Annotated in this window: 17 protein-coding genes and 1 pseudogene; 7 read left to right on the forward strand and 11 right to left on the reverse strand. The window is 71.3% G+C overall.

What is annotated here, in order from left to right:
• Nucleotides 1–30 precede the first annotated feature (30 nt).
• Nucleotides 31–789 (reverse strand): hypothetical protein, encoded by a 759-nt coding sequence (locus LV79_RS11980; RefSeq protein ID WP_253835051.1) that lies wholly within the window; start codon nt 787–789, stop codon nt 31–33.
• A 369-nt stretch (nt 790–1158) separates the two neighbouring features.
• On the opposite strand from LV79_RS11980, the gene dxs reads away from it, so the two are divergent.
• Together dxs and LV79_RS11990 are read left to right on the forward strand one after the other, a co-directional pair.
• The gene (gene dxs, locus LV79_RS11985; RefSeq protein WP_253835053.1) at nt 1159–3063 is read left to right on the forward strand and encodes a 1-deoxy-D-xylulose-5-phosphate synthase; all 1905 of its coding nucleotides are present in this window, start codon (nt 1159–1161) and stop codon (nt 3061–3063) included.
• 107 nt (nt 3064–3170) lie between these two features.
• Nucleotides 3171–3842, forward strand: a complete 672-nt coding sequence (locus tag LV79_RS11990) for a hypothetical protein (RefSeq protein ID WP_253835055.1) — start codon at nt 3171–3173, stop codon at nt 3840–3842.
• Here LV79_RS11990 and LV79_RS11995 read toward each other — a convergent pair.
• Nucleotides 3839–4498 carry a class II aldolase/adducin family protein gene (locus tag LV79_RS11995; RefSeq protein WP_253835062.1) on the reverse strand — a complete coding sequence of 220 codons (660 nt, stop codon included), beginning with the start codon at nt 4496–4498 and terminating at the stop codon, nt 3839–3841. The two genes, LV79_RS11990 and LV79_RS11995, sit on opposite strands and share 4 nt — an antisense overlap.
• Nucleotides 4499–4553: 55 nt before the next feature.
• Here LV79_RS11995 and LV79_RS12000 point away from each other — a divergent pair, with 55 nt between their 5' ends.
• Nucleotides 4554–5234: a response regulator transcription factor gene (locus tag LV79_RS12000; protein ID WP_253835064.1), complete on the forward strand. Its 681-nt coding sequence runs from the start codon at nt 4554–4556 to the stop codon at nt 5232–5234.
• The gene (locus LV79_RS12005; protein WP_253835066.1) at nt 5231–6358 is read left to right on the forward strand and encodes a sensor histidine kinase; all 1128 of its coding nucleotides are present in this window, start codon (nt 5231–5233) and stop codon (nt 6356–6358) included. Before LV79_RS12000 ends, LV79_RS12005 begins: the two co-directional genes overlap by 4 nt.
• On the opposite strand, the gene LV79_RS12010 is transcribed toward LV79_RS12005, so the two are convergent.
• From LV79_RS12010 to LV79_RS12040, 7 genes and pseudogenes are all read right to left on the reverse strand, one after another.
• Entirely contained in the window at nt 6355–6720 is a 366-nt protein-coding gene (locus LV79_RS12010; RefSeq protein WP_253835067.1) for an HNH endonuclease, read from the reverse strand. The two genes, LV79_RS12005 and LV79_RS12010, sit on opposite strands and share 4 nt — an antisense overlap.
• Nucleotides 6717–7577 carry a DUF72 domain-containing protein gene (locus tag LV79_RS12015; RefSeq protein WP_253835068.1) on the reverse strand — a complete coding sequence of 287 codons (861 nt, stop codon included), beginning with the start codon at nt 7575–7577 and terminating at the stop codon, nt 6717–6719. Before LV79_RS12015 ends, LV79_RS12010 begins: the two co-directional genes overlap by 4 nt.
• Nucleotides 7578–7760: 183 nt before the next feature.
• The gene (locus tag LV79_RS12020) at nt 7761–7922 is read right to left on the reverse strand and encodes a hypothetical protein (RefSeq protein ID WP_253835069.1); all 162 of its coding nucleotides are present in this window, start codon (nt 7920–7922) and stop codon (nt 7761–7763) included.
• A 37-nt stretch (nt 7923–7959) separates the two neighbouring features.
• The gene (locus LV79_RS12025) at nt 7960–8685 is read right to left on the reverse strand and encodes a DUF72 domain-containing protein (RefSeq protein WP_253835070.1); all 726 of its coding nucleotides are present in this window, start codon (nt 8683–8685) and stop codon (nt 7960–7962) included.
• 70 nt (nt 8686–8755) lie between these two features.
• Nucleotides 8756–10864 (reverse strand): 3-hydroxyacyl-CoA dehydrogenase NAD-binding domain-containing protein, encoded by a 2109-nt coding sequence (locus tag LV79_RS12030; RefSeq protein WP_253835071.1) that lies wholly within the window; start codon nt 10862–10864, stop codon nt 8756–8758.
• Nucleotides 10861–12088 (reverse strand): annotated as a pseudogene (locus LV79_RS12035) (thiolase family protein). Before LV79_RS12035 ends, LV79_RS12030 begins: the two are co-directional and overlap by 4 nt.
• Before the next feature lie 76 nt (nt 12089–12164).
• Nucleotides 12165–12830 (reverse strand): TetR/AcrR family transcriptional regulator, encoded by a 666-nt coding sequence (locus LV79_RS12040; RefSeq protein ID WP_253835073.1) that lies wholly within the window; start codon nt 12828–12830, stop codon nt 12165–12167.
• A 140-nt stretch (nt 12831–12970) separates the two neighbouring features.
• Here LV79_RS12040 and LV79_RS12045 point away from each other — a divergent pair, with 140 nt between their 5' ends.
• Nucleotides 12971–13435, forward strand: a complete 465-nt coding sequence (locus LV79_RS12045; RefSeq protein WP_253835075.1) for a nitroreductase family deazaflavin-dependent oxidoreductase — start codon at nt 12971–12973, stop codon at nt 13433–13435.
• Between the two features lie 576 nt (nt 13436–14011).
• Here the strand turns inward: LV79_RS12045 and LV79_RS12050 are convergent.
• Both LV79_RS12050 and LV79_RS12055 read right to left on the reverse strand, forming a co-directional pair.
• Nucleotides 14012–15256, reverse strand: a complete 1245-nt coding sequence (locus LV79_RS12050) for a ribonuclease D (protein WP_253835077.1) — start codon at nt 15254–15256, stop codon at nt 14012–14014.
• A gap of 98 nt (nt 15257–15354) precedes the next feature.
• On the reverse strand, nt 15355–16071 hold the full coding sequence (locus LV79_RS12055; protein ID WP_033400965.1) for a response regulator: 717 nt from the start codon (nt 16069–16071) through the stop codon (nt 15355–15357).
• A 257-nt stretch (nt 16072–16328) separates the two neighbouring features.
• Between LV79_RS12055 and LV79_RS12060 the strand changes: the two genes are divergently transcribed.
• Both LV79_RS12060 and LV79_RS12065 read left to right on the forward strand, forming a co-directional pair.
• Nucleotides 16329–17480 carry a dipeptidase gene (locus tag LV79_RS12060; protein ID WP_253835079.1) on the forward strand — a complete coding sequence of 384 codons (1152 nt, stop codon included), beginning with the start codon at nt 16329–16331 and terminating at the stop codon, nt 17478–17480.
• A gap of 241 nt (nt 17481–17721) precedes the next feature.
• Complete coding sequence (locus LV79_RS12065; protein WP_372495337.1) at nt 17722–20175, forward strand: M14 family zinc carboxypeptidase; 2454 nt, start codon at nt 17722–17724, stop codon at nt 20173–20175.
• The last annotated feature ends 399 nt before the right edge of the window (nt 20176–20574 follow it).

The following is a 20574-nucleotide window of genomic DNA, read 5'->3' on the forward strand; positions in this document are numbered from 1 at the left end:
CAGGGCCGCCGTGTCGTCAGGGTCGCTTGGTCAGGGCCACTGGGGTCCACCCGCCGGTGGCCTGCCCGGTCCGGCCGCGTGCCTGCCCGGTCCACCCGAGGGCGGCGGGTTCTCCCACGGCGGCGGGGGAGCGGCGTGCCGACCACCCTGCGGCGGTCCCTGGTGCGGCTGCGGCACCGGCGGCCCCGGCTGTCCCGTCGGCCACTGCGGGGCCGGTGGCGGGGACGCTGGGACCGGCGGCGGCGGTTGCTGCGCGGGCTGCGGTAGTGGTGGCGCGGGCGCTGGTGGCTGTTGCGCTGGGATGCCGTGCGGCGGCGTGCCCGCGGACTGGGCCTCCGGTGACACGGCGGGCGGCATGCCCGCGCGGGCGCGGAACCAGTCCGGGATGAACTCCTCCGACCGCGGGAACGCGCGCAGCTCGTCGACGAACCCGATGGGCGGCGGCACCCGGCGCCACGTCGGTTCCACGTCCGGGTCGAACTCGCAGGTGAAGGTCCCCGGCGGCTCGATCTCGTAGACCCCGCCGATCCAGGTGCCGCGCCCCGGCCGGTACATGCCCGCGCGCAGCCTGGCCAGCCCGTCGACCACCTCGGTCGGCGGCCGCACCGGTCGCGCCACCCCGTCCGGCCCGGTGACCAGCACGTCCACCTCGACGTGCCTGCCGACCGACCGGTACTCCGCACGCAGCCGGGTCCACCCCTGACCGGCCACCCGCACCATGGCCCGGCCGACCGCCTTGGTCATCCGGTCCAGCTCCTCGCGCGCCACGACCGGCTCCGCCCCGGTCACGCCGCGCTCCCCACCGACACCCGCGCCGCTGCCACCGATGGTGTCGCAGGCGGTGACACCGACACCGCTGCCGCTGTCGCCAACACCACAGCCGGTACCCACCCCACTGGCGTTTTCCCCCTGTCCAGGCCCCCTATGACGTGTCGGGAACCCTACCCAATCGGGGCCGCTCGGATGGCCCGCTCCAGCAGGAACAGGGTGATCCGGACCGCACCCCGGTGACCCGGATGGGGGATCGCCGGGTGCGCTCCCGGCGCCGATACCGGAAGTCGGGGGTGCCCGAGCGCTCGTAGACTGGGCCGAGACCCGCACCGCTGCCGACACCACAAGACCCCACCTGACACCGCTCTCCCGACGAGGTGACGACGCGTGACCCTGCTGGACTCCGTGCACGGACCGGCCGATCTCCGGCGGATGACCCACGAGGAACTCGACCGGCTCGCGGTGGAGATCCGGTCGTTCCTGGTCGACAAGGTCACCAGGACGGGTGGGCACCTGGGGCCCAACCTCGGCGTGGTGGAGCTGACCATCGCGCTGCACCGGGTGTTCGACTCGCCAGCGGACGGGGTGATCTTCGACGTCGGCCACCAGGCGTACGTGCACAAGATCCTCACCGGCAGGCGCGACAGCTTCGACGAGCTGCGCCAGCAGGGCGGCATCTCGGGCTACCCGAGCCAGGCCGAGAGCGAGCACGACCTGGTGGAGAACAGCCACGCCTCCACCGCGCTCTCGTACGCCGACGGCATCGCGAAGGCCCACCAGCTCCGCGGTGAGAAGCGGTCGGTTGTCGCTGTCGTCGGCGACGGCGCGCTCACCGGCGGTATGTGCTGGGAGGCGCTGAACAACATCGCCGCTGGGACGGACCGGTCGGTCGTGATCGTCGTCAACGACAACGGCCGCTCTTACTCGCCCACCATCGGCGGTCTCGCCGACCACCTCGCCACGCTGCGCCTGCGTCCCGGTTACGAGCGCGCGCTCGAGGGCGGTAAGAGGGTGCTGCAGGGCACCCCAGTCGTCGGCAAGCCCCTCTACGCGGCCCTGCACGCGGCCAAGCGCGGCATCAAGGACGTGCTGAGCCCGCAGGCCATGTTCGAGGACCTCGGCCTGAAGTACCTCGGCCCGGTCGACGGGCACGACCTGGAGGCGCTGGAGGCCGCGCTGCGCCGGGCGAAGGACTTCGGCGGACCGGTGATCGTGCACGCGGTCACCCGCAAGGGCAACGGCTACCCGCTGGCCGAGAACGACGAGCTCGACCAGATGCACCAGACCGACCCGATCGACCCGGTCACCGGCAAGCCGCGCAAGTCCAAGGGCACGGTGTGGACCTCGGTGTTCGCCGAGGAGCTGGCCGCGATCGGCGCCGAGCGCGAGGACGTCGTGGCGATCACCGCCGCGATGCTGCGCTCCACCGGTCTCGCGCCGTTCGCCGAGCGGTTCCCGGACCGGGTGTTCGACGTCGGCATCGCCGAGCAGCACGCCATCACCTCGGCGGCGGGCATGGCGATGGGCGGACTGCACCCGGTCGTGGCGATCTACTCCACGTTCCTCAACCGCGCCTTCGACCAGATGCTGATGGACGTCGCGCTGCACAAGCAGCCGGTCACCGTCGTGCTCGACCGCGCGGGCATCACCGGGCCCGACGGCGCCAGCCACCACGGCATGTGGGACCTGTCGATCCTGGGCGTCATCCCCGGCATCCACATCGCCGCCCCGCGCGACGCGGCCACCCTGCGCGAGGAGTTGCGCGAGGCGGTCGCCATCGACGACGGCCCGTCGGTGCTGCGCTTCCCGAAGGCCACCGTCGGCGAGGACATCACCGCGATCGAGCGCCTCGGCCCGGTCGACGTGCTGCGCCGCGACGGCTGCCAGGACGTGCTGCTGGTGACCGTCGGCTCGTTCGCCGCGCTGGGCATCGCCGCCGCCGAGCGGCTGGCCGACCAGGGCATCGGCGTCACCGTGGTCGACCCGCGCTGGGTCACCCCGGTGCCCGCCGAGCTGGCCGGGCTGGCGCGCGAGCACAAGCTGGTCGTCACGGTCGAGGACAGCGGCCGCCACGGCGGCTTCGGTTGGGCGCTCGCCGCCGCGCTGCGCGACGCCGATGTCGACGTCCCGCTGCGCGACCTGGGCATCCCCAACGAGTTCCACGCCCAGGGCAGCCGCGACGAGGTGCTGGTCCGCCTCGGCCTGACCGCCCAGCACATCGCCCGCCGGGTCACCGGCTGGGCGTCCGACCTGATCGGCACGGCCGCCGAACCCGCGGTCGACCGCGCCTGACGACCGCGTTCCCGGGTTCGCCCACGGGCGGGCCCGGGATTGTTCGCCGTAGGTGAAACGACCGGGGCAGAACGGACGATCTCGACACCAATGGTGATCATCTCGCGGTGGTCGCCCGTTCCCACGGTGAGGAGAAAGTCCCAGTGGCCGACCCGGTCCGCGTTGCCCAGCACCTCGAGCTGACCCTTGTCCACGTCGACGACTCGGTCCGGGTGACCGTCAACGGGGCCGAGGCGTTCACCCACGGCCTGCTGCGGGTGACCCAGCCGAAGGTCGCGGTCGGCCTCACCGGGAAGCTCGTCCCCGGCCGCAACACGCTGGTGTTCACCGCGACCAACGGGCCGGGTGTCGCCGGGCTGACCGCCACCCTCACCGCCGACGGCCGGGTCGTGCGCGAGTGGCGGCTGCCCGACGACGGCGGCAAGCACGGCGTGTTCGTCGACGAGACCTTCGAGTTCGACTACCAGCCCAGCACCCCGGCACCGACCAAGGTCGTCGTGCTCACCTGCACCGAGGTCGACGACGCCGCCAGCGTGCGCGTCAACGACGCGGTCGTGTTCAGCACCGGCCTGCTGCGCGGCAACCAGCCGAAGGTCGTCGCGGACCTGACCGCGAAGCTGGCGGGGGAGGACACCCTCGTGGTGGTCGCGGAGAACAAGCTCGGCCCGGGCAACTTCGTCGCGCAGCTGACCGTCGACGGCGCGGTCATGAAGAAGTGGGACGTGCGCGGGTCGCAGATCAAGAACGCCCCGTTCGTCAACGAGGTCGTCACCTTCTAGCCCCGCTGGTCCAGCTCGCGGGTGACCCCGTAGCGCAGGCGGGCGACTTGGCGCTCGTAGTCGGCCCGCTCGGCGCGGTCCAGGGTGCGCGGCTTGCCCAGCAGCGACGCCCGCCAGTACAGCTCGCAGCCCCATTCGAGCAGCAGCGCGCGGTGCGCGGCGGTGGCCAGGTCGGCGCCGAAGGTGATCCCGCCGTGGTTGGCCATCAGCGCGGCGGTGCGGCCCTCCAGGGCTTCCAGGACAGCGTCGGCGAGTTCGGTGGTGCCGAACGTCCGGTACGGCGCGACCGGGACAGTGCCACCTAACTCCACCAGCTGGTAGTGCACACACGGCAGTTCGTCTACGACCAGCGACAGTGCGGTAGCCATGGGGGCGTGCGTATGCACTACCGCGCCCGCCCGGAAGCGCCGATAGACCCCCAGGTGCAGGTCTAGTTCGGACGTTGGCGCGAGCGTCCCCTCGACCACGCCGCCGTCCTGGTCAACGACCGTCACGTGCTCCGCGCGCAGATCCGCGAGCCGGGCGCCGGTAGGGGTAACCGCGACCAGGTCGCCCTGGCGGGCGCTGAGGTTGCCCGCCGTGCCCAGGACCAGGCCGGCCTCGGCCAGCGCCCTCGCGTGGGAGGCCACCTGTTCGCGCAGCGACCGCAGCATCATGGGGTGATCATGCCCGACGAGAGGGGCCGGTCGGGGGGTGTGGCACCGTGGTGGGGTGCGGATTCTGATCGTTGAGGACGAGGCGCCCCTCGCCGAGGCCGTCGCCAGGGGCCTGCGGCGCGAGGGCATGGCGGTCGACATCGCGCTGGACGGCGACGAGGGGCACGAGAAGGCCTCGGTCACCCGCTACGACGTGGTGGTGCTCGACCGGGACCTGCCCGGTATGCACGGCGACCAGCTGTGCCGGGAGATCGTCGCCTCCGGCGCGCTGACCAGGGTGCTGATGCTCACCGCCAGCGACGCGGTCGCCGACCGGGTGGAGGGCCTGTCGCTGGGCGCCGACGACTACCTGGCCAAGCCGTTCGCGTTCCCCGAGCTGGTGGCCAGGGTGCGCGCGCTGGCCCGCCGGGCCACCCCGGTGACCCCGCCGGTGCTGCTCGCGGGCGATGTCGAGCTGGACCCGGCCCGGCGCACGGTGACCAGGGCCGGGCGGCCGGTCGAGCTGACCCGCAAGGAGTTCGGCGTGCTGGAGGTGCTGCTCGCCGCGCGCGGGTCGGTGGTCTCCAGCGAGGAACTGCTGGAGCGGGTGTGGGACGAGAACGCCGACCCGTTCACCACCACCGTCCGGGTCACGGTGATGACGCTGCGCAAGAAGCTGGGCGACCCCGGCGTGATCGACACCGTCGTGGGGTCCGGCTACCGGGTGCCCGCCTCGGCCGGTGAGTCCGGGGTGTGACCGACCGCAGGCGCGGCCCGGGGTTGCGGGCCAGGATCACCCTGCTGGCCACCGGTCTCGTGGCGGTGGTCAGCGTTCTGCTGCTGTGGCTCGGGTGGGTGTTGGCGGGAGAGGTCGTCAACTCTGTCCCGTCGCTGCCCTCCGGTACGACTGTCATGGTCGGTGGCGTCAATGTCGAGGCGGACCAGTTAGCGGAAGCGTTGTCCGCTGACGCAAGGGATCGCGTTCTACTGGCAGGCTCGGTCGCGTTCGTGTGTGTGGTGGCGGCTACCGCGCTGCTGGCCTGGGTGATCACCGGGCGGGTCTTGCGGCCATTGCGGGAAGTCACCGCTACCGCGCACAGGTTGTCGGTGGAGTCGCTAGGGGAGCGGATCGGCCATCAGGGCGCGCGCGACGAGGTGGCCGAGTTGGCCGACACCTTCGACGCGATGCTCGACCGACTCCAGGCAGCGTTCTCGGCGCAACGGCAGTTCGTCGCCAACGCCAGCCATGAACTCCGCACGCCGCTGGCCGTCATCCGCACCGAGCTGGACGTCACGCTGTCCGACCCGGACGCCGACACCGCCGAGCTGCGCCGCATGGCCGACGTCGTGCGCACCGCGACGTTGCGCGCGGGCGACCTGGTGGAGGCACTGCTGGTCCTCGCCCGCACCGATGGCCTGGGGGTCGGCGCGACGGGACCGGTCGAACTGCCCGTCGTCGTGTCCGGTGCCTGGCGCTCGACCCGGGCGGACGCGGAACGCCGGGGGATCACCGCCCGCTTCCACCACGACCACGCCACGGTCACCGGTGACGCGGCCCTGCTCGAACGGGTCGCGGGCAACCTCCTGGAGAACGCCGTCCGGCACAACCTGGACGGCGGGTGGATCGAGGTCCGCACCACCAGTGGTCCACAGTGGACAACGCTGGAAGTCGCGTCGTCCGGCCCGGTCATCGCCGCCGAGCGCGTGCCGGAGCTGTTCGAACCCTTCCGGCGCGGGGGAGTCGACCGGACCTCGCACACGGGCACCGGCCTCGGGCTCTCCATCGTGCGCGCGGTCGCTCGGGCGCACGGCGGCTCGGTCCAGGCCAGCGCGGTGCCGTCCGGCGGGTTGCGCGTGGTCGTGACCTTTCCGTCGCTTTAGGACTTGGCCAACCGCCGGAGTTGGCGCTCGACGTAGGCCCGCGCTCGCCGTTGCCCGCCGCGCTCGGCAATCGCTGCTTCCAGGTCCCGCAGCACCCGCTCGATCCGCTGACCGTCCGGCCTCCACCCGCGCCGCTCGCACTCGGCGAGCCAGTCGACCGGGCTGGTGTGCCCGCGCAGCCGGTTGCAGCCCCGGCACGCGGCGATCTCGTTCTCCAGCCACGACGGGCCGCCCTTCACGCGCGGCACCAAGTGGTCGGTCGTGGGGACGGCGGAGCCCCGGAACGGGCGTGCGCACCAGGCGCAGGTGGCGCCGTCGCGGGCGAGGATGAGCGCCATCCGCTCGGCACGACCGATGTTCACAGGCGCGCGGCCAGGGCCTGGGCGTCGGCGGGGGCCTTGACCTTCATGTCGTTGTCGAAGTAGACGAAGACGTCCCGGCCCTGCTTGAGGTCCGGCGCGGGGTTCGCCTTGGCGGACGCGACGTTCTTGCCCGCGCGCCAGGTCCGGATCTTCGCGGCCCACAGGTCGAGCGCCTCGTCGGTGTACCCGCTGGCGTACAACTCCTTGTCGCCGTGCAGCCGCACGTAGACGAAGTCCGCCGTGACGTCCTCCAGGAACGGCCATTTCCCGGCGGTATCCGCCACGACCAGCGCGATCCCCTTGTCGCGCAACAACCCGACGAACTCGGTCGTCGCGAAGTCCGGGTTCCGCACCTCGATCGCGTGCCGCACCGGGCGTTCCGCGTCGGTCTGGAGCCACTCGCGCCCCGCCATCCGCTCGTCGTGCCCCCGCGCGATCGCGACCGCTTCTGTCGTGGTGCGCGGCAACCCGTCGAAGAACGCGGCCAGCACATCCGGCTCGTACTTGAAGTTCTGCGGCAACTGCCACAGCACCGGCCCCAACTTCGCCCCCAACGCCAACACCCCCGACGCGAAGAAGTTCGCCACCGGTGTGCCGACGTCCCGCAACCGCTTCATGTGCGTGATGAACCGCGGCCCCTTCACCGAAAACACAAACCCCTCCGGCGTCTCCCCCCACCACCGCCGATAGCTCTCCGGCCGCTGCAACGCATAAAACGACCCATTCACCTCCACCGACGACACCCGCCCCGCCAAAAACCCCAACTCCCCCCGCTGAGCCAACCCCACCGGATAGAACACCCCCCGCCAAGGCCCATAAACCCACCCCGACGTCCCAACCACCACCCGCCCGCCCATCCCCCCATCTTCCGCCACCCTCACGGAGATCGCAGTCGCAACCACACCAGGCCGTGCTCAGTACCCACGACCCCCTGGTGGTCCACTGTGAGCGCCGAGGCCAGCGTGTCCAGGTTTGACCACCGCGTACTCCTCAGCCTCAAGCCCTCCCGACGCACTCGCCCGCAGCAAGGGCCGTCCCACCTACCACCCATCACCGAGCACCAACCCGGTCGTGGTCGCCAGGTCTGGGCCGTCGTGCGGGCGCTCGATCACCTCGGCCGGGTCGTCCCCAGCCGCGACCGCTTGGCGCACGGCGCTGTTGACCAGGCGCCGAGCAGGGGCGCAAAGCGGCTCGACGCCCACCCGTCGTCCACCACCTGCAGGGTCCGCCCGTACTGGGTCAGTCCGTCGTGCGACGGGTGCGCTCGGCCAACCGCACAGCGTCCCAGGGGGCGGCGCCGTTCATGGTGTTGTCGAGGTAGGCGTAGACGTCGCCGTGGGTGTGCCATTCGGTGATGAGCGTGGCCCACTTGTCGAGGGCGGCGTCGGTGTAGCGGCTGGTGTAGAGCTCGGTGTCGCCGTGCAGGCGGAGGTAGGTGAAGTCGGTGGTGCGCGCGGCCAGGCAGGGCCAGACGCCGGGGTTGTCGGCGACCACCAGGGCCACGCCGCGGGCGGTGAGCTGGTCGACGAAGGTGTCGTTGTAGAAGCTGTCGTGGCGGACCTCGAACGCGTGCCGGGTCGAATCCGGTAAGGCGTCGAGGAAATCGCTGATCAGCGCCTCGTCGTACCGCAGGGAAGCGGGAATCTGCCACAGGACAGGCCCTAACTTCGGCCCCAGCTCCAACACCCCGGACCCGTAGAACTCGTCCAGCACACCCGAGACCTCGCGTAACCGCCGCGAATGCGTCACCTCGCGCGGCCCCTTCACCGCGAACACGAACCCCTCCGGCGTCACGTCCCGCCACCGGAGGTAGTCGGATTCCTTGCGGGGGCCGTAGAAGGTCCCGTTGACCTCCACCGTGTCCAGCCGTTCGGACAGGTGGGCCAGCTCGTCGCGCACGCCGCGGGGGTAGAAGTCGCCCCGCCACGGGCGGTAGGTCCAGCCGGAGGTGCCGACGCGGATCATCACCCCATGGTGGCGGAGTTGATCACCGCCCGCACGCTGGTGCCCGGGGGGACACCAGCGTGCGCGGCGATCAGGCCGGGACCGAGGCCACGCCCGGCGCCAGGAAAGGCTTGCCGTGCACGCGTTCGGACACCCCGGCCCGGTCCAGGTACGGGGTGATGCCGCCCAGCCAGAACGGCCAGCCCGCGCCGAGGATCAAGCACAGATCGATGTCCTGCGCCTCCGCGACCACACCCTCGTCGAGCATGATCCGGATCTCCTGGGCCACGCCGTCGAGCACCCGGTCGAGAACCTGTTGCTCGGTCAGCGGGTTGGGGCCGAACTGCCACAGCTCAGCCACTTCCGGGTCCACCGACTGGTTGCCCGCGCTGTCCCACGTCCACACCGCGTTCTTGCCCGCCGCGACGAACCGGCGCATGTTCTCGCTGACGCCGAAGCGGTCCGGGTACGCGCGGTGCATGGTCTCCGCGACGTGCAGCGCGACCGGGGCACCGACCAGTTGCAGCAGCACCAGCGGGCTCATCGGCAGCCCCAGCGGCTCCGTCGCGCGGTCGGCCACCTCGAACGGCGTGCCCTCGTCGATGGCGGCGACGACCTCGCCCATGAACCGGGTGAGCAGCCGGTTGACCACGAACGCGGGCGCGTCCTTGACCAGCACCGACGACTTGCGCAGCGCCTTGCCCACCGCGAACGCCGTGGCCAGCGCCGCGTCGTCGGTGCGCTCGGCGCGGATGATCTCCAGCAGCGGCATCACCGCGACCGGGTTGAAGAAGTGGAACCCGACCACGCGCTCCGGGTGCGCCAGCCCGGCCGCCATCTCGGTGATCGACAGCGACGAGGTGTTGGTCGCCAGCACGCACTCCGCGCTGACGTGCGCCTCCACCTCGGCGAAGACCTGTTGCTTGACACCGAGTTCCTCGAACACGGCCTCGATCACGAAGTCCGCGTCCGCGAAGGCGGCCTTGTCCAACGACCCGGACACCAGCGCCTTCAACCGGTTCACGCCGTCCGGCGACAGCCTTCCCCTGGCGCCCAACTTGTCGATCTCGTCGTGCACGTACGCCACGCCCTTGTCGACGCGTGCCTGGTCGATGTCGGTCAGCACCACCGGCACCTTGAGCTGCCGCACGAACAGCAACGCCATCTGGCTGGCCATCAACCCGGCACCGACGACGCCGACCTTGGTCACCGGCCGCGCCAACGCCTTGTCCGGCGCGCCCGCGGGTCGCTTGGCCCGCTTCTGCACCAGGTTGAACGAGTACAGCCCGGCCCGCAGCGGGTCGCTCATCAGGACGTCGGCCAGCGCCTCGGTCTCGGCCGCGTACCCGGCGTCCAGGTCGTTGGCGCGCGCCAACTCCAGCAGCTCCAACGCCTTCAACGCGCCGGGCGAGGCACCCTTGGTCCGGCCGTGCACGATGCCCTTGGCCCGCTCGACAGCGGCATCCCAGCCCGCGCCCCGGTCGATCTCCTCGCGCGGCACGGAAACCACGCCAGTGACCACATCGGACGCCCAGGCGAGCGACCGCTCGATGAAGTCGGCCGAGCCCAGCAGCACGTCGGTGATCCCGAGGTCGGCCGCCTGCTTCGGCTTGAGCACCCGGTTCTGGCTCAGCGCGTTCTCGAAGATCACCGTCACAGCGGCGTCCGGCCCGATCAGGTTCGGCAGCAGCTGCGTGCCGCCCCACCCGGGGAACAGACCGAGGAACACCTCGGGCAGCGCGATCGCGGCGGTGTTGTCCGACAGCGTCCGGTAGTGGCACGACAGCGCCAACTCCAGGCCGCCGCCCATCACCGCGCCGTTGACGAACGCGAACGTCGGCACCGGTGACTCGGTGAACCGCCGGAACACGTCATGCCCGCTCTGCGCGATGTCCACAGCGGACTCGCGGCTCGCGACCTGTTCCACACCGGACAGATCCGCGCCGACGGCGAAGATGAACGGCTTGCCCGTCACCGCGATCGCGGCTGGTTCGGCGGCGACGGCCTCGTCGAACGCCGCGTTCAGGCTCACCAGGCTCTGCGGCCCGAAGGTCGATGGCCGGGTGTGGTCGTGACCGTTGTCGATCGTGATCAGCGCGACCGGCCTGGTCAGCCCGGCGACCCGCACCAGCCTGGTCACCGCCTTGGTGACCACCTCGTCGGGGAACGCCTTCGCGGCCTGCTCCTGCGTCAGCATCATTCGCCCCCGTCCCAGTTCGGGTTCTCCCAGATCACGGTGCCGCCCATGCCGATCCCCACGCACATGGCCGTCACCCCGTACCGCACGTCGGGCCGCTCGGCGAACTGCCGCGACAGCTGCGTCATCAGCCGCACGCCGGACGAGGCGAGTGGGTGCCCGCAGGCGATCGCACCACCCCACACGTTCACCCTCGGGTCGTCGTCGGCGAGTCCGAAGTGGTCGAGGAACGCCAACACCTGCACCGCGAACGCCTCGTTCAGCTCGAACAGTCCGATGTCCGAGATGGACAGACCGAACCGCGCGAGTGCCTTCTCCGTAGCGGGAACCGGACCGATGCCCATCACCTCGGGCTCGACGCCGACGAACGCGTAGCCGACCAACCGCATCCCGATCGGCAGTCCCAACTCCCGCGCGGTCTCCTCGGCGGCGAGCAGGCACCCGGTCGCGCCGTCGTTGAGCCCCGCGGCGTTGCCCGCGGTGACCCGGCCGTGTGGGCGGAACGGGGTTTTCAAGCCCGCCAACGCTTCCACGGTAGTACCCGGGCGTGGCGGTTCGTCCTCAGTGGCCAGTCCCCAGCCGAGTTCGGCGGACCTGGTCGCCACCGGCACAAGCTCCGGCCCGATCTTGCCCGCCTTCACCGCGTCGGCGAACTTCTCCTGGCTGCGCGCGGCGTAGGCGTCGCACCGCTGCTTGGTCAGCTCGGGGTAGCGGTCGTGCACGTTCTCCGCGGTCTGCCCCATCACCAGCGCGGTCGGGTCGACCAGCTTTGTCGGCGATGATGCGCGGGTTCGGGTCGACGCCCTCGCCCATCGGGTGGCGGCCCATGTGCTCGACACCGCCCGCGATGACCACGTCGTACGCGCCGAAAGCGATGCCCGCCGCGGTGGTGGTGACCGCCGTCATCGCGCCCGCGCACATCCGGTCGATGGCGAAACCGGGCACCGACTTGGGCAGCCCGGCCAGCAGCGCGGCGGTGCGGCCGATGGTCAGGCCCTGGTCGCCGATCTGGGTGGTCGCGGCCACCGCCACCTCGTCCACCCGCTCCGGCGGCAGCTCGGGGTGGCGGCGCAGCAGCTCGCGGATGACCTTGACGATGAGGTCGTCCGCGCGGGTCTCGGCGTAGACGCCCTTGGGTCCGGCCTTGCCGAACGGCGTCCGCACACCGTCGACGAAGACGACGTCGCGGACGGCGCGCGCGGCTGCGGGGGCAGCGGGTGCGGCCACGGGTGCTCCTTGGCTCGGTTACCGGGCTACCGAGTGGTAACCCGACTCCACTCTAGTGCTTGTTACCGACGGGTAATCAGGCGATCCCGACGTACTCGGCCATCTGGTCCACCGCGAACCCGAAGAACTCCTCCGCCGGGTCCACGCTGCCCACGAGCTGGCCGAACAGCTCGAACCCGACCATCCCGAACAGCTGCGTCCAGGCAAGCACGACCCTGGCCAGGGCGCCCGCCGGCAACCCGGGCGGCACCACCCCGGCGAGGGCGTCGAGCTGCGCGCGCAGCCCGTCGGGCACCGGGCCGTCCGGGGGGTCGCCCGCCGCGGCGATGCCGAGCAGGGTCAGCGGCACCCGGGTCCCCGGCCCGACGGTGTCCTGCGGCGCCTGGTAGCCGGGGATGGGGGAGCCGTAGATCAGCGCGTACTCGTGCCGGTGCGCCAGCGCCCACTCGCGGACGGCGGTGCACGAGTTGCGCCAGCGCTCGCCCGGGGTGGCCCCTCGGTCGGCCTGGTCGACGGCGTCGCCGAGCGCGTTGTAGGCGTCGATGATCAGCGCGGTGACCAGTTCGTCGCGGCTGGGGAAGTACCGGTAGAGCGCCGAGGAGACCATTCCCAGGCTGCGTGCCACGGCCCGCAGGGACAGCTGGTGCGCCCCGTCGGTCGCCAGTTGTCGGCGGGCCTCGTCCTTGATCTCCCTGGTCAGCTCGGCCCTGGCCTTGTCGCGTGCGGTTCGACCTGCGCCCATGGTCCGCAGTCTGCCAGCTGTTCGGAGCACTGCACAAATTCGAGAGCACTGCTCTTGACCGACGCTCGGTTGCCGCTGTTGACTGGCGCCTGCGCGAGAGCACTGCTCACAACAAAGAGCGCCGATCTAGGAGTTCCACCATGGCTGCCACTGCGACCCCCCGCTACCTGCGCCCCGGCCCCGTCGTCCGCTTCCTGCGACTGGACGCCATCGTCGCCTTCCTCGTCCGCCGCGGCATCGGCGTCTGGGGCGCCCGCGTCCTCACCGTCCGCGGCCGCACGTCCGGCGAACCCCGCACCACCCCCGTCAACCTCCTGGTCCTCGACGGCGTCCAGTACCTCGTCGCACCGCGCGGCCACACCCAGTGGGTCCGCAACCTCCGCGCCGCGGGCGAGGGCTCACTCCGCGTCGGCAAACACGTCCAGCCCTTCGTCGCCGAGGAACTCCCCACCCCCGCCAAACCCCCCATCCTCCGCGCCTACCTCACCCGCTGGTCCTTCGAAACCGGCGCCTTCTTCAACGGCATCACCGCGAAGTCCCCGGACGCGGACCTCTTGGCGGCCGCTCCCGACTGCCCGGTCTTCCGCATCTCCACACCGGCTTGACCTCTTTGGTCCACTGTGGACTCTCTGGTCCTCATGCGAACCCTTGATGATCACTGTCAATGCCACTTCCCGCCTGCCTTCACCCTTGCGTGACCCTCATGCCTCGCGACCAGGCGATCTCCGATCCGCCCCACGTCAAACTTCCCTCTGCTGGGCGACAAAAGTTGTCCACATGTCGATCTCTACCGGCCTGCTTCCAAGATCGACTGTCGGTGCCTCCGGGTAGACTGGCCCAGGGACGCCCCCCGGAGAGGGTGGGGGCCGGGCTGGGGTGGGACCGCGTGCGCGCGTGAAGAGTCCGGGCGGGGCAAGAGGTCAGGTTGGGCACGAGGTGAGGCTGGGGGTTAGAGGCCAGCCTGGGGACGGGACGAGACCGGGCCAGCCTGGGTGAGAGGCGAGGCCGGGGGCTAGAGGCGAGTCGGGGTGCGGGGTTGGGTGCTTAGGGATCGCCAGCCTCAGGGCGCGGCTGCGCTGGGAAGGCGCCCCAGCCGCCGAAGGGGTGAGCGGCGAGGGGTAAGCCCGTCAAGGCAGCTGGGAGGGCCGGAGGTGGCCGTCCAGGCTGTCGGAAGGGGTGGGTCAGCCCGCGGAGGCCTTCAGGGCGGTCGTGAGGGCGTCCAGCGTCAAGCCGACCTGCCATTCCCGCGCCCCGCCAGCGCGTAGTGCCGCAGTCACCGAGTCCGGGTTCACGTCCCCCGGTGGCTGCCAGCACGTGCGCCGCACCAGGTCTGGCTGGAGCAGGTTCTCGACCGGCAGGCGGTGGGCCTCGGCGATCTTGCTCAGGGCGGAGCGGGCGGCGGAGAGGCGGGCGGCGGCTTCGGGGTCCTTGTCGGCCCAGCGGTTGGCTGGGGGTGGGCCGTCGGCGGGTGGGGCGGGGTCGGGGAGGTCGGACTTGGGGAGGGCGGCGGCGGCGCGGAGGGCGCGCATCCAGGTGTTGGCGAGGCGGCGTTGGGCGCGGCCCTTGAAGACGGGGAGTTGCAGCAGGGCCTGCTCGTCCTGGGGGTTCACCGACGCGGCCTGGATGATGGCGCTGTCGGGCAGGACGCGGCCGGGGGCGATGTCGCGTTCGCGGGCCATGCCGTCGCGGGCTTCCCAGAGGGCGCGGATGGCGGCCAGGCCGCGCGGGGTGCGCACGCTGTGGATGCCCGAGGTGCGGCGCCACGGTTCCTTGCGGGGCGGGGCCGGGTCGGCGGTGCGCAGCGACTCGAACTCCTCCAGGGCCCACTCGAGCTTGCCCTGCTCCCGCAGCTCGGTCTCCAGCGCGTCGCGCAGCTGGATCAACAGCTCGACGTCGAGCGCGGCGTAATTCAGCCAGTCGACGGGCAGCGGGCGGCGGGACCAGTCGGCGGCGCCGTGGCCCTTCTCGAGGTGGTAGCCGAGCAGCAGTTCGACGAGGGTGCCGAGGGCGACCCGCTCGAACCCGGCGAGCCGACCGGCCAGCTCGGTGTCGAACAGCTTCGCGGGGCGCAGGCCGAGGTCGGCGAGGCACGGCAGGTCCTGGGACGCCGCGTGCAGCACCCACTCGTCGGTGGCCAGCGCGGCGATGAGGGCGTCCACCTGGTCGTCGACGGCGACCGGGTCGATGAGGAACGTCCCCGCTCCCTGGCGGCGCACCTGGACCAGGTAGGCGCGCTGGGAGTAGCGGTAGCCGGACGCGCGCTCGGTGTCGACGGCTATCGGGCCGTGACCAGCGGCGATGCGGCCTGCCGCGCGGTCGAGCGCCGCCAGGTCGACCACGACGTCTGGCGTGCCCTCCGCGGGCTCGGTGAGCAGGACCGGAGCAGGCGGGTCGGCGGCGCTGGGTCCTGAGCCGGGGATCGTCACGGCCGATGACCCTACGGCACGACCGGTGACAATCGTCGGAGATCAGCAGCAGTCGTGTGGCTGGGCCATGCCCAGCCCAGCCACACGACTGCTGTTGTCTACCTGATGACGCCTGCCCGCATGGCCAGGGCGACCATCTGTGCCCGGTCGCCGGTGCCCAACTTGCGGCCGATCCGCGACAGGTGAGACTTCACCGTCAGCGCCGAGAGGTTCAGCGCCTCGCCGATCTCCTTGTTGGACTGGCCGTCGGCGACCAGTTGCAGCACCTCGACCTCGCGCGCCGACAGCTCGCGCGGGGTGTTGTCGGTGCCGGGGACCCTGGTGCCCGTGGCGAGGACCGGGGCGACACTCGGGTCGGCGTAGACGCCACCCTCGAGCACCCTGCGGACCCCGTCGGTCACCACGACCGGCGATGCGGACTTCAGCAGGTAGGCCTGTGCGCCCGCCTGGAAGGCCGATCGAACGGCGTACGGGTCGTCGGACGAGGCGAGCACGACGATGCGCGGCCAACCGTGGCTGCGCAGCTCCGTGACCAACTCGATCCCGCTACCGTCAGGCAGACCCAGGTCGAGGATCGCCAGGTCGCACGGCCCAGTGGCCTGCGCTCGCGCCCTCGCCTCGGCCACCGTGGCGGCCTCGTGCACTGTGCCCGCGCCCATCTGCGTGAGCCGAGCCGCTATCGCCTCCCTCAACAGTGGGTGGTCGTCGACCACCAGCACTGAGAACAGCTCCTCCCGCGGGTGCGGGACCATGTTCGCCGGCAAGGCGCCGGCTGGCGTGGTTCGAACGGCCTGACCTAAGCCGACGGCAGCCACGTCACTACCTCCCTGGAGTCGGTCGTTGCCCCCCGACCGGCACTGGGACTTTCGACCAAACAGCCGCGCCGCCGTTGGACCGAAAGTGGTGTCGACGAAGGCAGCCTAGCCGCCCAAGCGGGTTAGCGGGACGATCAATCGGGTAAGTATCCGATCGGGTTGTGACTGAAGCCGGGGTGTGTCACACGATCGGGTGAGTCCCTACATGGTGACGTAACGGGCAGCCCCCGCTACGCGATGAAATGGAGTCACGGGTAGTGCACACCCCCTCAGTCGACCGGGCCCGACAGCTGCTGTCCCGGACCCCGTTGGTCGACGGCCACAACGACCTCCCCTGGGCCCTGCGCGACCGCCACGGGAGCGTTCCCGCCGTCACGGCGGCCCGCAGCGACCTGCACAGCCACCTCGACGGCCTGCACACCGACCTGGGCCGACTGCGCGCGGGCGGTGTCGGCGCCCAGTTCTGGTCGGTCTACGTCCCGTGCCAGCTCGAGGGCCACGAGGCGGTCACCGCGACCTTCGAGCAGGTGGAGCTGGTGCACCGCCTGGTCGCCGCCTACCCCGCCGACCTCGGCCTCGCCACCACCGCTGACCAGGCGGAATCCGTCTTCGCCAGCGGCAGGGTCGCCTCGCTGATCGGCGCCGAGGGCGGGCACAGCATCGCGGGCTCGCTCGGCGCCCTCGACGCGCTGCACCGCCTCGGCGTCCGGTACATGACCCTCACGCACAACGACAACACACCGTGGGCCGACTCCGCCACGGACCAGCCCGGCGTGGGCGGCCTGTCCGACTTCGGCCGCGAGGTGGTGGCCGAGATGAACCGGCTCGGCATGCTCGTCGACCTGTCCCACGTCGCGGACACGACCATGCGCGACGCGCTGGCGGTGACCACGGCGCCGGTCATCTTCAGCCACTCCTCGTGCCGCGCGGTGACCGAGCACCCGCGCAACGTGCCCGATGACGTGCTCGAACGCCTCCCCGGCAACGGCGGGGTGCTGATGGTGACCTTCGTGCCCCGGTTCGTCTCACCGGCCATCGCGGCCTGGGACGCCCGGATGGCCGAGGCGATGGCGGCCACCGGGCGCAAGCACTCGGACCTGGCCGAGCGGGAGCGCTTCTACGAGACCTGGGACGGCCGCCACGAGCAGCCCGTCGCGACCCTGGAGGACGTCGTCGCGCACCTCGAGCACGCCCGCGAGGTCGTCGGCGTCGAGCACATCGGCATCGGCGGCGACTACGACGGCTGCCCCGAGATGCCGACCGGGTTGACCGACGTCGGCGGCTACCCGGCGCTGTTCGGCGCGCTGCTCGACCGCGGCTGGTCCGAGGACGACTGCGCGAATGTTGCAGGGCGTAACGTCCTGCGGGTCCTGCGTTGCGCCGAAGAGGTGGCGGACACCGCCGGATAACTGGCAACAGGTAATAAGTTTCGAGCGTCCGGTAATCGGACAGCGCCCCGGATTCGGCCCATTCCCGTCGTGGCCCCATCGGCGCAACCCCGTTCGTCTGACTCCCAACTGGCAACCGGTAACGCATTTCGGTGTATCGATCGTGGCTAGCGTCACGCTCGATCGCCCCCGCGCGCGCGAGGGCGGCCTTCGGGAGGAGACGAGCTTGAGCCCTTCATCCAGACGTCTACCGCCGTGGCGGGTGCTCGCCGCGGTCGGACTGAGCGGGGCCGTGGTGTTCGGCCTCACCGCCGCCACGGCCACCACCGCGGCGGCGGCGGACAACGTCCTGCGCAGCGACGCCGACGTGGCCCGCTCCTGCTTCGAGCGCCTGCTGCCCACCGGGACCAGGGGCACCGCGCACCGCGAGGTCACCTCGTCGGTCAACGGGCTCGTGCAGGCCCGCCTCACCGCGCACGGCGCGGGCGAGGGCGACTGGGACCTCGCCGTGTTCGACAAGGCGACCGGTGCCGTCGTGGCCGCCTCCGCCGCGCTGCGCAGCGCGGAACTGGCCGAGAGCTTCGTGGCCAAGGACCAGCGCTTAGTCGTGCAGGCCTGCCGCTACGCCGGGTCCTCGCGCTCGGTGAAACTGGGCGTGGACTTCCTCGCCATCAACAACCAGGGTGGTCCGACCACCACCCCGCGCGCCGAGATCGTGCGGGTCGAGACGCCGACCCGCCAGCACAAGGACCGACTGCTCGCGCTCGACCTCGACGTCACCGAGAAGGCCGACGCCACCGGGGTGGAGGTCGTGCTCGCCGACGACGCCGACCGCAAGACCCTCGCCGACAGCGGGCTGCGCTCGACCGTCGTGCAGGCGGACCTGACCGCGCAGACCATCGCGAACGCCAAGCGGGACAAGGAGTACGCGGGCCGCGGCAAGGGATCGGTGCTGCCGTCGGGGCGCACCTCGTACCGCCACCTCTACGAGTACGACTACGAGATCAAGGATCTCGCGCGCCGCAACCCCGGGCTGGTCAAGGCCTTCACGCTGCCCAACGCCACCTGGGAGGGGCGTGAGGTCAGCGCGCTGGAGATCGCGACCGACGTCGACAACGCCGCCGACGGCAAGGCCGTCAACGTGCTCATGGGCGTGCACCACGCGCGCGAGTGGCCCGCCGGTGAGCACGCCATCGAGTGGGCGCACGAGCTGATCAAGGGGTACCGCTCGGGCGGTGACATCCGTGCGCTGGTCGGCAAGACCCGCAACATCGTCATCCCGATCGTCAACGTCGACGGCTTCTCCATCTCCCGCGAGGCCGAGCCCAAGGGCGACTTCTCCCGCTTCGACTACGAGATGAAGCGCAAGAACTGCAACGTGAACGACTCGCCGGAGGCCTACCGCACCGGCGTGTGCAAGGCGAACCCGGCCGGTCGCCAGCGCGGCACCGACCCCAACCGCAACTACGCGGGCTTCTGGGGCGGCGCGGGCGCGTCGACCGCGTGGAGCAGCGACACCTACCGCGGCTCGGCGCCGTTCTCCGAGCCGGAGACCCGCAACATCCGGGCGCTGGTGTCCACCCGCCAGGTGACCAACCTGATCACCCTGCACACCTACTCGAACCTGGTGCTGCGGGTGCCCGGCGTCGCCGACGTCCGCCCGCCGCTCGACGAGCCGGTGTACAAAGCGCTCGGCGACAAGATGGCCTCCCGCAACGGGTACACCAGCCAGCCGTCGTGGATGCTCTACGACACCACGGGGTCCACTGAGGACTGGTCGTACTTCGCCACCGGTGGCTACGGGTTCACCTTCGAGATCGGCAGCACCGAGTTCCACCCGCCGTACGAGACCGGTGTGGTCGCCGAGTACGCGGGCATCGCCCCCGCTGCGGGCGCGGGCAAGGGCGGCAACCGCCAGGCGTTCCTGGACATGCTGGCCAACGCCGCCGACCCGGCCGCGCACTCGACGCTGATCGGCTCGGCGCCCAAGGGCTACCAGTTGCAGCTGCGCAAGGCGTTCCAGACGCCGACCTCCCCGGTCGTCGCCCCGGACGGCACCGTCGGCCCGCCGCTCTACGTCGCGGACACGCTGACCTCCAACCTGACCTCGACCGGCGGCCGCTTCAGCTGGGCGGTCAACCCGTCGACCCGCCCCTACGTCGCGGGCCGCTTCGGCCGCGACCCCAAGGGCCCGGCCCAGGTTGGCGTCGTCCTGCCCAACCCGCCCGGCGTCCCCGCCATCAACACCAACTTCCCGGCCGACATGACCGCGGAGCGCATCCCGTTCCATGTGGACGGTCTGCCGAAGGTGGACAACGGCAAGCTCCAGGTCTCCATCAACTGGACCAACCCCGCCACCGACTGGGACCTCTACATCTTCGACGCCGCGGGCAACGTCGTCACCTCCTCGGCGAGCGGCGGCACCAACTCGGAGCGCGCGGTCCTGTTCGACCCACCCGCGGGCGACTACACCGCCGCGATCGTCAACTACTCCCAGGCAGGCCCGGAAACCGACGACTGGGCCGACCTCCGGGTCGACTTCGCGTCCCCGCTGCCCACCACCTACGGCCCCAAGGAGCCGTACCAGCTCACCTGCTCCGACAAGCGCGGCCGCCTCGTAGGCCTCACCGACGTCTACGTAGACCGAGCCCAAACCATCGACGTGGGCGACATCTGCCAGCGCTCCGCCCGTACCAACAAGGAACGCAAGCGCTAATCAGCAATCGCTACCCGCGGGCCGCTTCCCAATCCACTGGGGAGCGGCCCGCTCTATTTCCCCTGGAATTCCGGTGCCAACAATATCCCTGCGGCCCGCACTCGCTTCTACCCCCGCCGTGACCTCTTACACCCACGCGAGCCCCCACCCCCACGCGAGTCTCCGCCCTCTTGCGCTGCCGCCGTAACCCGTGCGCGCGCCGCCCCACCCTCTTACGCCACCCGTTCCGCTTCGCGCGCCCGCGCGGTCCCACCCCAGCCCGGCCCCCACCCTCTCCGGGGGGGGGGCGGCCCAGGTCCAGTCTACGAGGACTCCCCGACAGTCGATCTTGGAAGCGGCCCGGCAGAGATCCACATGTGGATGACTTCTGTCACCCAGCGGAGGGATTTTCGCGGCGGT

The sequence above is a fragment of the Actinokineospora globicatena genome, from assembly GCF_024171945.1.
GTDB lineage: Bacteria > Actinomycetota > Actinomycetes > Mycobacteriales > Pseudonocardiaceae > Actinokineospora > Actinokineospora globicatena.